Here is a 14,815-nt window from a genome sequence, read left to right on the forward strand (position 1 = left end):
GGATAACACGCCCTGTCTTCTGATTGACCTCAAAGATGTAGGTCTCATCTACCACATAGTCTGGGTAAGCTAGGTCTTCGCTTGTTGCCCGCCATCCGACAAGCCCCCATGTTTGATGAGGTCAATGACGACAGACGATTTTACCCAGGCAGGTTTCTCCATTTCCATCGGCTGAGCTGCGGCTGGTGCTGACGCTTGGGTGGAGGATGTACGAGCCCAGTCATTCGGTGAGGAGAGCATCTCCTGATAATACTTCCATACTCTATCAACCCAGTTATCACGGTCACCACTCCAAACCATCGGAGCAATGTCACCGCCATCGTGGAAGTACAGAACGTCCGCCTTGGAGGATACCTTCTTCCCTTTTGATGCCAGCGCCTTCGACATTCGCTCCGCTCCGCGCATCATCTGTGCCTGGATTCCTTTGTATTTAGGGTCACAGTAACCTGCACTGTAACAACCGTAACCAAGAATGAAGCTCCCGTTCTCAACTGTGCCCATACCCTTTGTTCCAAGGACTGTCTCGTGTTTACAGATCGCAAGCAGGAATTTATGGTCAGGGATTCCATATGCCTGTGACTGGGTCTGTGCCGCCATAATGATCTGAGTCAGCCTATCCCCACCAGCTGGAGGAACTGGGTCAGGAACATTGTCCACATGAGTTACCTCAGGATACGCCTTCTTCTCAGAGATAACCTTTTCGATCAGCCGCTTGTACATATCCCTAGCAGAGATGTCCAGAGTTGAACCTTCTCCAGTCATATCCACTTTGTCAATCAGACCAGTAAACACTCTCATAAGATGCTGTCCGTACCCCATATAGATTCGGATAGGCGTGTTCTCGCTAAGAACTCCCACATGGAATCCGTTAACAAAATACGACCATGGTGACGTAAGTCCAACAAGTTCAGGGAAGTAAGCGGGATTGTACTCAGGCGAGAAGAAGCCGCGTGGGTTGGAGATTGTGATCCGCGCTTCCATAGCTTCGCTCTCATACTGGTTATCAACTTCAACACTGATGATGTTAGGTAGAACCTGAGTGTCCATGTAAACAAATGAGCCGACTTGTAAGGTATCTACCTTGGTGGGCGAGTTATTTAGAAACTCACCGTACTCGAACTGTTGCAAGTATCCCTTAGTCGGGTCGAGCCCCTCCTCCGATTTATCATCTAGAGGAGGGGAGGGAAGAAGCTCCTGAATACGGATGTAATCGATTGCCATCGTTTTGGCTTCCGTATACCCGTACCCGTATTCTTTTCTCTTACCTCCGTAGATCACACGAATCTTAATCTGCTTGGAGTTTGCAGGAATGTGTAGATTCTTTAACTCGACTAGTTCCGTTCCTTTGAAGTTCTTCACGTTAGCGAAAGCCTTATCGTCGATGATTACTTGGAAGGCATCCCCTTCATCGGAGCTGGTGAAGTTCGTCCCGAAACCAATATTTAGAACGCCTTCAGTAGGCATACTCAACTTGGTCAGATCAATATCAAAATCTACCTTGGCAGATGAAGGTGCAGCGAAAGTATACAGGATCTTACCTCCTGAGTCGTATAATGTCCAACCACTATCAACGGACACGTAATCAGCGAAATTAAGTCCTCTTGAATAAACGTCTTTCTCATACCAATTGCGTTTATCAAAATTCTCGCTAAGTTTGATCTCACCTAAATACCCACTAACGCTTCCACCATCAATCACATTACCTGTCGTGACAGTATCGCCATACATCTTTCTGAGACCCATGAGGTAAGCTTTAGGATTAACCGCTTTCCCTCCATCCCCTATTCGAGAGTCTTGGTTCACACCTTCCCAGATCTCAAAGTGCAAGTGACGACCTTTACCTGCTGCTCGTGCAGCTTCATCAACCAGTTTGCCATTGGAGTATACTTCACCTGTATTCCCTAACTTACCAATCATCTGGCCCTGTGTTACAATGTCATCCAGTGAGCAGTTAATCTCGCTAAGGTGAAAGTATTTGGTCATGATACCACCAGCATGTTTGAGGTTCACTGTAAACCCGCCACCCTTTGTACGGTCACGGGTGATGTTTACTACCTTACCTTCCCATGCCGCTAAGATTGGCGTACCTATGTCCTCCCATAGGTCAATACCTTTGTGGGGCCGTTTCCCTCCATCACGGGGTGCACCAAATTCATCCGTGATTGTGATGGTATCAATCGTTTTTCCTTGTACAGGGAAACAGATGTCCTGGCTATTAGCAGTTGTGGACCCATCAAACACACCATCAGTTGACTCAGCAATCCATACACTTGCCGACTTGGTCACTACTTTTCCATCGTTGATTACATACCTAAACTCCTCAGTCCTACCTGGGATGAAGGCTAGTCTATCCACCTCTACTCTAACTCTCGGTAGAGCTTTCTCTCCTAGCTTCAGACGTTGAGAGATAACTCTCCGTACATCTTCTGAAATTGGAATCATACTTGCCCCCCCTTACTTGAATCTCTCAAGGCACCACTTACGGAATCTATTAAGGAAAGTTACTGCTTCCGCTCTTGTCATTGCTGTGTCCCCCATGAACCAAGTTTCAGTTTCCTGCGTTCCTCCTACAGGCCTCCCCATGTTGGTTACAACGGCAGCTCCATTTAGAGTCTTCTTAATGTCAATCCCTGCGATCAGATGGTCTCCGTTAGCAAATGTTTCGTCTTCCATCTCAGCTACGGACTGCTTCCACCAAATATTAGCCCCATACTCAACCTTCAAGTCCTTACTTTGGTAGTAATACGCAGACGGTCGCCCAATGTCTACGAATCTCTCACTCTCGCCTTTAGTGTACTCCATGTACACCTCATTCCCCTCAGACAATGGGGAGTTGAACACAATAGTGTGGTTGTCGATCTCCTTGTAATCTTTATCCACTTTCTGTATGGAACCGTTCAATTTCACGATCAGCTTCTTCGCCCCCGCCGGGTAGTTACCGTTGATACGAATAACCCTCTGACCTTGGAAGGCGAGAACTACATGTTTGATACCTGTGGTAGGAGCATCCCTGTCAGTGAACCGCGAATAGAATACCTTCCTGAGCTTGTTAATGAGGTGAAAGGCCTCTCCTCGTGTAATGATCGCTTTAGGGAAAAAGCGGTTATTATACGTAGGATTACTTGTAGTGGCCTTAATACTCTCACTCATCTTCTTGTACGCACCGTTCTCCACAATCCAATAGTTAAACTTGCAGGTAACACCATTCAAGTTGAATGGTAGAAACAACGAACCACCTGGACTTACACAATAGACATCCGTTCGGTACCCGATTGCTTTAGTTGCAATATCTGTTACCGCCCCTACATCCCCCTGTGTATCAGCCCATACCTCTTTCGGAATACCTAATCTGCGAAGGGGTTGGCCTCCCGCGTATAGGTACTCCTGATGAGCACGACTATAAGGGTCATAGAAGTACTTATCGTTCTTAGGGATTACCGTTCTGGGCAGATCTCCTAACCAAGACATAGGTGGTCTCTTCCAATCAGAATCTAGCAAAGGAACTCCATTGCTACAAAATGAAACTATCTGACCTCCCTTGCACCCAACATATAACTCCACGTCCGTCTTACCTGAAGCATTTACCGTTGCAGTCTTATATATTGTTTGAACCCCGTCAATAAAAACGTACAGTGGGTTACCATCTGCAGGCTCGATTTTGACAGGTAGATTGAAAGTTTTCTGATTGGTGGTCGCCTTGATCTCATGGTAGATATAAGGCTTACCACTCTCGAACTGGTTGTAGTTAATACCTGCAACAAATGCTTCACCATCTTCAAGGTACATACTTGTGGCTTCCATAACATCGTTATAAAACCAGTCTCCTTCATTCACATCAACCCATTTCCGCATTGAAAGCACCTCCTTACTTTAGAATAGACAGAAAAAAGAGTAGGTCGCCCTACTCCCTGATGATTCTCTCTAGTAGCCTCTTGGTCCTCATAAGAAACGTAACGAATTCTGCTCTCGTAATGAAGTCCTCGGGTCTAAAATAAATGATTGGTGTACCATCAAGCTCCGAAACTACGACAAGCCCCAAATTTGTCATTTCCATAACAGCAGGTTTAGCCCAGTGGTCTTTACCATCAGTGGTCTGCAAATCCTGATATTCCATGACGCCCTTGTTGTCGTAACCGTCCTTTTTAATTAGGGTCATCGTCAGCTCTACCTTGTAACCCTTCTGATCTATGGTAGCGTCACCTTGATGATAGAACACTGAGTCAGCCTTGATTGACTCAACTACCCCGAAGTAGATATTACCCTTCTCGTCATAGAACTTGTGTGTCCACCCCACAAACATAAGGTAATCGTGGTAAGACTGCTTATCCTTGAACAGTACGTTAAGGATCGCTCTATAGGATGAAACGCCCATCTGATGGAAGTGAGATGGTGCATTAATGATCCTAATTTCCTTGACCTGAGGTTGAGGAGATGGAGAGGAGTAAGGTTCGATAATACGAGCCTTTAATTCCATGAACTCCATCCCTGTGTCAACGAACAGCTTTCGCTTATACTTATCGTTGACTAATCCGAATGGGTCGCGCTGGGACATTTAACCATACCTCCTTAGTTTGGATTGTAGCTACTCCCCATGTTCGCCTTTACGTCACTGGCGAACTGGGTCACTAGGTTAGAGTTGTTCTTCTTGAGGGTGCTCTCAAGTGCAGAAGTCATCTTCTCAACGTCCTTGGTATCACCTGTCATGTTGTCGATGTTCACATGGACAGTAACGTTGCCGGCACCGACCATAACACTCTTGTGGGTGTTATTCTGGGTCATATAGTCAAAGTAGTCCATTACCTTGAGACCGTTAGGAACGTTGAAGGTGGACTGTTGTCTGTCCATCTTTTTGTTCATCTCGGCGACGTTCTTAGATTGTTCCATGCCAATGGTTTGCATTTTTTTCCAAATTGTCATCCACTCATCAGAGCCTTGCACGAAGCCCCCTGTATTGAGCAAATCGGTCCATTTAGCATAGTATCCTGCGAGCTTGGAGTTCATGTCCGAGAGCCTGGTCTGATTAAGAGCCACAATCTCAGGAGCATCCTCCGTACCTCCATTCTTCGCTAAGAGATTGTACATCTTCGTGTCGTAATCTATCTGTGTGAGATCAAGATCATCTGACATCTGACGTTCTAGTTCGCTAATCTTACTATTTTTAACCCGATCGAGATCAACTTCAGCCTGAGATTGTAATTGTTTTAGATTATCAAGCTGTGCGCCCACCTCGTCCTTCTCTGGACCATCTGCCAACATATCGTAAGTATTTTGTAGATTCTTAATGGCTTCATTGAAGAACTTGATATTATTCCGCAGATATTGCTCCATAAGGTCCCGCATCTGCTTGGAATCCTCGCGAACTCCACTGATGAGAAGCCGTGCATGATTAACTTGGTAGTCAGTCTCATTCTTGCTCTGTTTCTTATTGAGGTCACTGCTGTATTTCTGCAGTAGTTCGCCTAGGCTTTCGTAGTCTATGGTTTGGTTCGTACCATCGGTTGCGGGATCAAGCAATCCATCCTTGTTTGTATCAAGTGGATGATACTTATCTTTCTCCTTCTGCTTCTCTACAGCTTCTCTATCGCTTTCATTCTTGGCAGCCTTAGCTTCTTGCTCGTAATTGTACTTCTTAGCAAGTTGTTCAGCTACTTGTTCCTTGCTGGCACCCGAGAATGTGGATTTGAATCCTTCCCAATAGTCTCCAAACTTATTGTTGGTCGCACTATTCCCGAACAACGAGCTAATACCTCCAGTGAAGACCGCATCCCAACCAAGACTAATCCCCTTCCAGACCTTTCCAACCCCTGAAGAACCCGTGAAGTCAACGAATTTTTTCGCCAACTCTTCCTTGTTCTCTGCTCGAGCTCCTTTTTCTCAGCATCTGTCATGCCCATAGCCGCAAGAGGGTCAATTAAGCCAGTAGCAATATCTCCCAACATAAGAGCCTGACCCAAGTAAGGAACGCTTTTGAGTGGACTTAGCCATTTACCAAACTTAGAAATTGACTTCAAACCTTTAGTTAAACCTCCGAGTATTCCCTTACCTGCTCTAGCTACCACCCCTGCTTCTCTTGTCCCTGCGACACCAGCTCTCGCCGCACGCTCAACATTGACAGCCCGCTCAGTTATAATCTTGCCCTCCATGTCACGAAGGATTTTTCCGTTAGCCCCACGCATAGGAGTATTCTTGCTGAATAGTGCACCCAGGCTTCGGGTTTGGAACACGTCTTTAACCTTACCGAAGACGCCGCGCTTACTGCGGCCACCGACTAAATCCTTGGCAAGAAGACCCATCATAGCTACGTCCGCAAGACCAGCACCACTTTGGTTGCGGCTTCCTGCACTCGCAACACCACCACCAGGAATACCAAGTGTACCTGTCAGATGGGCGCGTTCAAGCTCCTTCATCTTCGCTACGTATGTCGTTGCGCTTATAGTACCGCTCCTGAAAGAGTTGTTGAGCCTGTCGACTTCTCGCTTCAGGCGGGATACTTTGCCGTCCGACAGCCCTGCTTCTCTACCGATCTTCTTAATTTCAACATCGTAACGAGAAGCATCTAGAGTGCCCGATTTAAACTCATGATTCAAGAAAGTCATATTTTTCTTAAGTTGCGTCGAGTCGATTCCCATATCATCCATAGCTAATGTTAGAGCCTTAGCACGGTTCTGAAGCTTCAACATTGCTCGACCGTTATCATTAAGTTCTGCATTCAAGGATTCAAGACTGCGTCTCGTCTTTCCATCCTGTGCATCCAATAATTTAAGCTCTTTACGAAGCCGTTCAGTTTCCTTGCCCTTAGCTCTGATGATAGTCGCCGCACGGTCTGACTCCACAGAATGGAATGAAGCAGCCGTAGTGTCACCTCTACTTATTGCCTTCTGATATAAAGAAGAATGTTCTTCACGTCTAGCTTGTAGTCCGCGAATTTCACTTTCCTTCTGAACGATCCTGTTGCTCACTTCAGAACGGCGGTAGCTACGGGCATTAGCATTGTTTTGGTGCCTAGTGATCTCTTCTTCGATTCCTATACGTCTAAGGTTCTCCATACGCGCATTATCGTTCAGCGCTTGACCATACCTCTCGATTTTCTTCGTATGTCTTTTCTTATCTGCATTGTCCACCGCATTACTAAGCTTGCCCCATGCGACCTTAACGCCTACGCCTGTCATGATACGTGCGATCAGACCCATGGCATCAGCGATACCTCCTGCATGGTCCCCAATAATACGAAGGAACGCGGTCAGGTAGGTTGCGAGGTGGGAGAACTCTCCCTTCAGTTCGTCCCAAGCTTCGAAGGTAGCGACCTGCCAAGCCGTCTTAAGTTGGTTCTGTTTGAATTCCCAAGTGTCCATCTCACCTGCACGAAAGTACTCTGAGGTAGCTTCATCAGCACCTTTGACCTGAGATACATATGAATCCAGGGCTTCCTTGAGGCTCAGCTTACCATCTTTGTCCTTGTCAGCCCCATCCTTATCTCCTAGTTTCATCACTTTCTCCATTGAAAATTGAAGCTCAGCGGTGAGTGCAGATACGTCAGACGTACTACTCATTTTCCATTGCGGGAATAGTTGTTGCCACATCTTAAGACGGGACGCATCATTCAATTGGGTACTTGTCTCAAGAATGTTGGCGAAGATTTCCGAGAAGTCTTTTAGAGAGCCATCCTTGTTGTTCGGGTTAAGATTACCGAACAACTGAGGATTCATTTCTGCCATCGAAGCAAGTTGTTCCTGCCCCTTTTTGGTGTACCCTTTGTCGAGAATGGATTTCCAGAATACACCTTCCCCTGCACCCGAACGGGCCGCCGCTTGAGTAAATAAAGATGAGTAAGCAATGGAGTTTGCCAGAGCATCCTCTTTAGTCATGTTACCCATAGCGTTACGGAACACCGGACCTACCTTTTTCTGACTTGCTATCGAGCTCTCGAGACTGCTCCCAGAGGCGTTTGAAGCCATAATCATCATATTATTGACTTTTTGGAGGGCGTAACCATTAATGCCCCACTGTGTTGATATACCCTCAAAACCAGTTGCCGCCTTCTCTACATCGACTTTTCCTATAGAGCGAGCTTTGGCGACTTCTCTAGCGAAGGCGGTTGCTTCGTAAGGGTTACTATACCCGCGGGAAGCAATATGATAGGCAAGACCTACATCCTCCTGGTTGATACCATTGAGAAGAGCAATCGTCTGAAGGTCCTTGATAGCACCCGTTTTCAAGTACTCTTTAACCTCTTTTGTCGCAGTATCCACCTCAGTAGCTTTCTGCTCAGGAGTCAATTTGCCGCCATATTTTTCTTCCAGTTGACTCATTATACCTTTGACCAGATCTTCCCCTAGGCGGCTCATATTGGTAGTTATTTTAGGGGAGGCAGTTCCCTGTCCCTCTGTTTCAAGATACTTGACCTCAAAATTCTGTCTCGCTTTTGCCATTTGATAGTCAAATGCTTCTGCAGAGCGAAATGACTCGTTTATCAGTGGGGCCGCATAATCTGAAACCCCCGATGTAAGCTTACTCAGAGTATCGACTACAAAAGTATCGAGCCAACCTTGAGTATTTACACGGTTCCGATTGTCTTGTACTGGATTACTCGTGTAGTTTCCAGAGATGTCAACAGGCTTTCCAATGGTGGATCCAATGGAACTGGAAGCTTTTAGAGTATTTTGAGTGAGTACCTGCAATGCTACATTGTACTTGAACAGTTCACCCGTAGCCTCGTCAATGGAACCCGTAAGGGTACTGAGGTTATGCTCAGCATTCTTCACCTCAACCTTCCAGGTGTTTGTGGGGCTGTTTATGTTGAACCGCTCACTGAATACCGCCTGGTTACCATTCGGAATCGAAGACCCTGCGATCTTCTCACCACGCTTACGTCTGATTTCTACTTGATTCTTCAACTCGCGGTTAATTGCCATAAGCTCAGATTTGAAGGCACGAGCATCGGCAATATCTCGAGAGTCGATAGCACGATCAACAAGTTCAGCTAGGCGACTTAACTGTCCTTCGTCTACGAGGTTGTCTATCCGAAGCGTCTCTAGATCTCTCTTAAGAGCATTCTTCGATACTTTAAGAGACTTCTCACGGCGCTGGTCAGCGTTAAGCTGTCTGCTATTCCGAACAAGATCGACATATTGCTCCTTTGCGCTTTTAAACTGTATTGGATCAGCGTATGAAGCGTTAATGCGATCTCCAAGTTGAGCTATCTTATCGACTGGCAACAGACTTCCTGCCCTCAGACGGTTCATCTTCTCCCTCAGCTTGTCTATTTCAATCACGCTGACGTCACCCGTAGAGTCTGATACTCCACCGTACGTAAATGGCTGTTCAGATACAACGACTGAATCGTTAACAGGAGGTCTATAACCAATACTAGGTATGAATTGAGCCAGGTTCTTGATCTCGTTAAGGGCCCCTTTGTAGAAGGCTCTCAGGTCACTGGTCAGAACTTTAATCATTTGTGACTGAGCATCGTCCATCATCTCACTCACACGTCTCACTAATACGTGAGCGTCTGTCAGGTCAGGTCTAATATCAACCTTACCAAGGGCTTCGGAGTAAGAACTATTCACAGAAGTCGTATTCTTAACTACAACATTTTGGAACTTGTTAAAGACGGCACGGACACCATCCTCCATAATCTGACCTGTAGCCTTCTCCGACAATAACCCTTCATTTTCTACTTTATGAACAGCATCCGAGAGGGTGTCGAACGATTGACCAAGTTCGCCCACCTTACCCGCGAACTCGCCCGTCTTCTCAACGGACTTACCAAAGTCCTTTAAAATCTCGGTTGTTAGAGAGTGCTTTTGTCCTTGAGTTTCAGCCATTACAATCACCGTCCTCATAAATAAATCCCGTTCCACCTTAGTTTAGGCAAAACGGGACAGAACTCACTTATCCTCCAAGGGCTTGTGCTAAGAGACCAATGTCATCCTCAGAGATTTCGGTATAATCTTCGTCATTAAAGGTTCTATTACGTCTGAGCGTACCATCGACACCTTCTGTCTCTCCCCCGCCGCCACCGAACATGCGCAGAGGTGCTGTCATAAGCTCAACCTCGAACTGGACGTACCTATCGGCTGACTTACACAGCTCCGCAACCTGAGGGAGCGTGTACTCCCAAATCTCCCACTTATTCAGTCCACAGTGCTTATGGAGGGTAAAGAAGATTTCTCCCCAGTGAAGTGACTCCTGAGTCTCAGTATCACGGATTTCGGTTCCCTCCATCGGCTCCCCCTCGGTGCGTTCTACTTTTTTAGACCATTCAAACCAATAAGGCTGTCTATGACCTTACGTGCCGTATCTAAGTCGAGGTATTCATCAAGGTAGTCACGATTAACGTTGTATTCCCCTTCCACGCCTTTCGTAACAATGTGAGGGTAGTTCTTGAACGCCATGCCTAAAATGTCGAACAAATCTTGCTGACGTTTCAAATCATTCTCCTCGTCGTCAGTAGGGATGAAGTTCAGGATGATCGCGTCGACGTTTACTGTCTTCAGGAGCTTCATAAGTCTACGGGCATCCTTTAGGTTACACGGAGGGATTCTATATTTACGCCCGTCGCGGAGAGAAATAATCTCGTCATCCTCGAAGAAGGCTCTCTCAGCAGCCTCTGCTTCCGCTTGGCTATAACTCCTGTTATCCGGGTCGTTCTTGAATCTTTCAGCGGCTTCAGCGTTCAGCTTCTCAGCTAATTCGCGTTCTGCTTTTTCCTTTTCTGTCTCCATAATGTAATCCTCCCCTGAGTTTTATTTCTCCCCTAAAAAAATGAAAAACCTGGCAAGGCAAGGGTCTGTGCAGGGGAGGACACAGATTCCGTTCATTACCTTGCCAGGGATATGAGGTTACGGTTTAGATCCTAGAGGTTGCGCTGAAGCGTTTGATGCTTCCCAGCTTACCGTCAGCCCGTTCAGGATCGAGGATTTGTAGGGTGATCTGAGATGCGGACGCGGAAGCACGTTGAGCGTTGATGCTGAACGTACCTTTAGCTCGGCACATGTACAACTCGGTTTCAACACCTGCAAACGTACCGTCTTTTTGCTGGAATGTACCGTGGTGTACCACGGAGATAGGGAACGGTACTTCATCGACAAGAAGGTCAACCATGTCAACGACTTCTTCACGTTTGTAGTTCATTACAATGTCTTTACCCTCGTGTACAACGTTTAGGACAATCACACCGTTGGTATTATCGAAGTAGAACTCATCAGGTCGAATCGTCGCAGGGACAGCGGAACCAGGAAGCTTTTTCAACAGCTTGTTAGCATCCTTCAGCCGAACAGCGAGTTCTCCATCTTTTTCAAAGATTGTGCTAGCGAACTTAGGTGCCACCTCAGCAAAGCCATTGTTGTGCGTGCCCGCAGAAGCCGACTCCAGTTCATTTAGCACCCACACGAAAGAGTCAACCTGTTCTTGAACCGTTGAACCCATCATCAACTGAATAGCATCCAGGTCGAATTTTGCATCCGTAGCGGATACCTCAATGGATTTGGATTTAACAAGTACATCGATTGCGAACAGACCGTCGCCACCGAAGATGTCCTCAAGTTCCACGTTGAGGTCGATTTTTAGATCTTGAAGTGTACCGAGAGTAATTACCTCTACAGCACCCAATGGGTCAGTTGGAAGGCGTTTAGCCATAAATGTACCTACGCCCTTGATAATCATTTTCTTAGCCATTGACTCGTTCACTCCTTTAAGTGAGTAATAGTTACCCCGCATGAGTCATCGAGAACTCGATGACTACTGTGAAGTTAATAAATGTTTGTGGCAAGGTATAGGGAGCCACCATAGGGACATTATCTTCAACCAAACTCTTAGACTTAGAACGCTTCTGAACGCCCAGCCTTAGTAAGGTTGCCGGGATTAGCCCCTTCTCCTTAGTAGTTTAGAACGCCAAGCTCATTCACTAACACCTAACTGATACAGTTGTATTAATCAATAACGTACAGCGGCCGATCAACACCTCTGAATCCTGGAATAATTGATTCAAAAAAGAGCCTACCAAACGCGGAAGACTCCTTAAAGAAAGACCCGAGTAGTGCGAGGGACAATTAACTTGGTTATTCTTAGAATGGGTATTATTCTCTTTATATTATTTCATCCTGTATTACAGGACATGAAATCCTATTTTTCAGGATTTGAAATCCTGATTTGCAGGACACCAAATCCTGTTTTTCAGGATTTTAGCCTATTAAAGGAAATGAGTGATCTCACCAAAGAGATAGACATACCCCCTCTACATAAGAGGGGCTGGTCTATTGGGCAGGTCGTCTATGATTCGAGCAATCTGCTCAGCTCGTTGTTTAATTTCGAATTCCTCGGCAGTGATGACATGGATGTGGGCACAGTATCTTCCATGTTCGTAAATGCGCTCAGGAGTGATTAACACTACGTCTGCTATTGCCTCCATTTTATGCTTGTCCTTCTCAAACCGCTCAGGATCGGTGAGGGAATCGAACACTACTAGATTCGGGTATGCAGTCTCCACCGAGCTTGCCATTCGGCTATCATTCACCCAATATACGACACGATCTTGCATGAGTGATCGGACATTCGTCCCTGCCCGCGCCACCACGAAATTATGGAGCTCGGGGTATGGGTACTCTAGCTCCTCAACCTGATAGTACTCATCACAACAATTGATATACACCACGTTGTACCCGATCTCAGCAAGCTCCTTTAAGAGCCGCTGTGGTCGTCGTCCAAATAGCTCACCGTTGAAATCGAGAGCGGGCAAATACACAATGGTCGTTTTCACCTTCGGGGAGTAACTGTCGAAGTTAAATTCCTCAAAATCCACCTCGAAAGGCTCTTCTGAATAAGTCTGCGGTTCAACCGCGTTGCTACCGAAAAGTCGTTTGAGAAGTTTTCTCATTGACCAGACCACCTCCCATCACCTTGTTTATCATTTTGATAGCATCCAGGGCACGTCTGTCCCAGGAGTTTTCACGGGCTACCGCTGTACGAGCTATAATCTTGGCAGGGCTATTCTCCTTCAATGCCTTATCGATCATTTGCCTACAGTTACGTCTATCTATGAAGTAGGTAACGTCACTGTACTTGTTTACAATCTCCTCCATCCGAGTTGTAAGAACAGGCTTGCCCGCCGATAAATACTCGTAGTATTTGATCGGGTCGCAGCCACGAATCATCTCGGTGAGCTTGAATGGAACCATGCATACATCGAACTGAGCAAGGTATGCAGGAAGGACCTTGTAATCCTTATGTGGCAGACATGTTATGTTCGGGTGGTTGATTTGCTTCTTGTACAGGGAGTTGTTTCCGATCAATACCACGCGGTGACCTAAGTTCGCAATGTCTGTGATAAGCCAGTAGTCAACCCATGATGCCATAGCTCCGTGGAATCCAACCACCTTCTGCCCATCCTCCACATGAGGGAAGTCAGGCGGTTTCGGGAGAGCCATCTGTGCTTTCTTGAAATGCTCGTAGTCGGCACCATTCGGGCACAGGAAGATCGGCTTTCCATCATTCTTATGTTCTTCATACATCACTCTTGCCGTGGTTGCTACAAGATTGGCGCGAGCAAAACACTTCGGAATGTAGTTCTTCCAAATGGCGAACTCATCGGCAGAGTTATCCAGGTAATCAAATACTACAAAGTCGAATTTTCGCCCATCTCTGTAGTTGTACTGCCCTGGGCTGGAGAACCACAGAACCTTCTTCCCTTTGACGAGGTGATCGTAGCTTACGCCCTTTCGCACAAGAAACAGATCATCATTCAATTTCTCAATTGGATGGTATTGCTTCTTGTACGTTTCTTCATTTAAGAAGATCGCTCGAACGCCTGGAATCTTGGAAAAGGAAGTCATTAACTGCTGAGGTCGTTGAAACAGCAGGTTCCAGTCTAAGGCAGGCGGGTACACGATTGTCATTTCAACGCTCTCAAACACTCCGTTTTCCTCCTTTTTTTATTATGTAGCCACTTTAGCAACCAGCTCAGCCCCTTCCGTATATGCATGAATTGGACGGAGCCGCGTATCTACAAACAGCTTGAACCCCAATCTGCGGGCATGTTCGCAGAAAGGCTCGTCTTCCCCAATAGGATGAAGAGCATATCGGACACCTGCTTCAACAACCTCCCTCTTTATAAGGTAAACCGCCCCTGTAAGATCTACAGGAATCAGTCCCTCCTTGAACTCTAGAATATGCCGTCCGCTAATCATGGCATTATGGGCTTTGATCTTCGGATGGTTCCGAATAAGCATGGAACAAACGTCTACTTCGTTATTAATCAGCTTTTGGAGACTGCCATCAGAGATTATTATGTCTGTATCGATTGAGAACAGATAGTCACAGTCCGACTTCAAGAACTCATGAAGCAGAATGTTCCTGAGCAAAGCTAGATTTTGATATGAGTAAGAACCGCGAAGATGACCGTACTTTTTACCCAAGTTATGGGTGATATACGGGATTCCTTGGTCAATGAGTACTTGCTCCGTCTCATCCTCACTGTCGTTCAAGATGTAACAGAACTGCTTATCCACGTCTTGAGCTTTCAATGCTTCTAGGTGCCGCCCGAGTACCCAATCTCTATTCCTTACTGGGGCACCGATAAAAACCTTAGCCATAGATAATTCTCCTCCCCTTTCCTCTTTATATAGTTTAGACCGATAGGCATTAGACATTTGCCGCGTCTGTCAAAAAATAGACCGGTTCAGTGAGCATATTATTAGGAAGGGATGAGAAATCCTCTCTTTTCCTATTCTATTAAATAAAGGAGATGATTCATCGTGTACGACTGTACTGATTGCATGATTATGAAAAATAGTGACGTGGTAATGACAGTCACGGGTGA

Annotated in this window: 11 protein-coding genes; all 11 read right to left on the reverse strand. The window is 46.2% G+C overall.

Annotated elements, in window-relative coordinates:
- Window positions 1–69 precede the first annotated feature (69 nt).
- A complete protein-coding gene (locus tag RE628_RS17710; RefSeq protein WP_309154288.1) occupies window positions 70–2,442 on the reverse strand; it encodes a M23 family metallopeptidase in 2,373 nt (790 codons plus the stop codon).
- Window positions 2,443–2,454: 12 nt separating this feature from the next.
- Window positions 2,455–3,852: a hypothetical protein gene (locus tag RE628_RS17715; RefSeq protein WP_309154290.1), complete on the reverse strand. Its 1,398-nt coding sequence runs from the start codon at window positions 3,850–3,852 to the stop codon at window positions 2,455–2,457.
- 49 nt (window positions 3,853–3,901) lie between these two features.
- Window positions 3,902–4,552 (reverse strand): S-layer homology domain-containing protein, encoded by a 651-nt coding sequence (locus RE628_RS17720; protein ID WP_309154291.1) that lies wholly within the window; start codon window positions 4,550–4,552, stop codon window positions 3,902–3,904.
- Between the two features lie 14 nt (window positions 4,553–4,566).
- The gene (locus RE628_RS17725) at window positions 4,567–5,736 is read right to left on the reverse strand and encodes a hypothetical protein (RefSeq protein WP_309154293.1); all 1,170 of its coding nucleotides are present in this window, start codon (window positions 5,734–5,736) and stop codon (window positions 4,567–4,569) included.
- Window positions 5,646–9,824 (reverse strand): phage tail tape measure protein, encoded by a 4,179-nt coding sequence (locus tag RE628_RS17730; RefSeq protein ID WP_309154295.1) that lies wholly within the window; start codon window positions 9,822–9,824, stop codon window positions 5,646–5,648. Before RE628_RS17730 ends, RE628_RS17725 begins: the two co-directional genes overlap by 91 nt.
- 67 nt (window positions 9,825–9,891) lie before the next feature.
- Window positions 9,892–10,224 carry a hypothetical protein gene (locus RE628_RS17735; protein WP_309154296.1) on the reverse strand — a complete coding sequence of 111 codons (333 nt, stop codon included), beginning with the start codon at window positions 10,222–10,224 and terminating at the stop codon, window positions 9,892–9,894.
- Window positions 10,225–10,244: 20 nt separating this feature from the next.
- A complete protein-coding gene (locus RE628_RS17740) occupies window positions 10,245–10,724 on the reverse strand; it encodes a hypothetical protein (protein WP_309154298.1) in 480 nt (159 codons plus the stop codon).
- Between the two features lie 124 nt (window positions 10,725–10,848).
- On the reverse strand, window positions 10,849–11,676 hold the full coding sequence (locus RE628_RS17745) for a YomU family phage tail tube protein (RefSeq protein ID WP_309154299.1): 828 nt from the start codon (window positions 11,674–11,676) through the stop codon (window positions 10,849–10,851).
- Window positions 11,677–12,235: 559 nt separating this feature from the next.
- Window positions 12,236–12,757 (reverse strand): hypothetical protein, encoded by a 522-nt coding sequence (locus tag RE628_RS17750; RefSeq protein WP_309154300.1) that lies wholly within the window; start codon window positions 12,755–12,757, stop codon window positions 12,236–12,238.
- Between the two features lie 85 nt (window positions 12,758–12,842).
- A complete protein-coding gene (locus RE628_RS17755) occupies window positions 12,843–13,910 on the reverse strand; it encodes a glycosyltransferase (RefSeq protein ID WP_309154301.1) in 1,068 nt (355 codons plus the stop codon).
- Window positions 13,911–13,931: 21 nt separating this feature from the next.
- Complete coding sequence (locus RE628_RS17760; protein ID WP_309154302.1) at window positions 13,932–14,588, reverse strand: glycosyltransferase family 2 protein; 657 nt, start codon at window positions 14,586–14,588, stop codon at window positions 13,932–13,934.
- Window positions 14,589–14,815: the final 227 nt, after the last annotated feature.

Source organism: Paenibacillus sp. D2_2, from assembly GCF_031199965.1.
In the GTDB taxonomy this organism is placed as follows: Bacteria; Bacillota; Bacilli; order Paenibacillales; family Paenibacillaceae; genus Fontibacillus.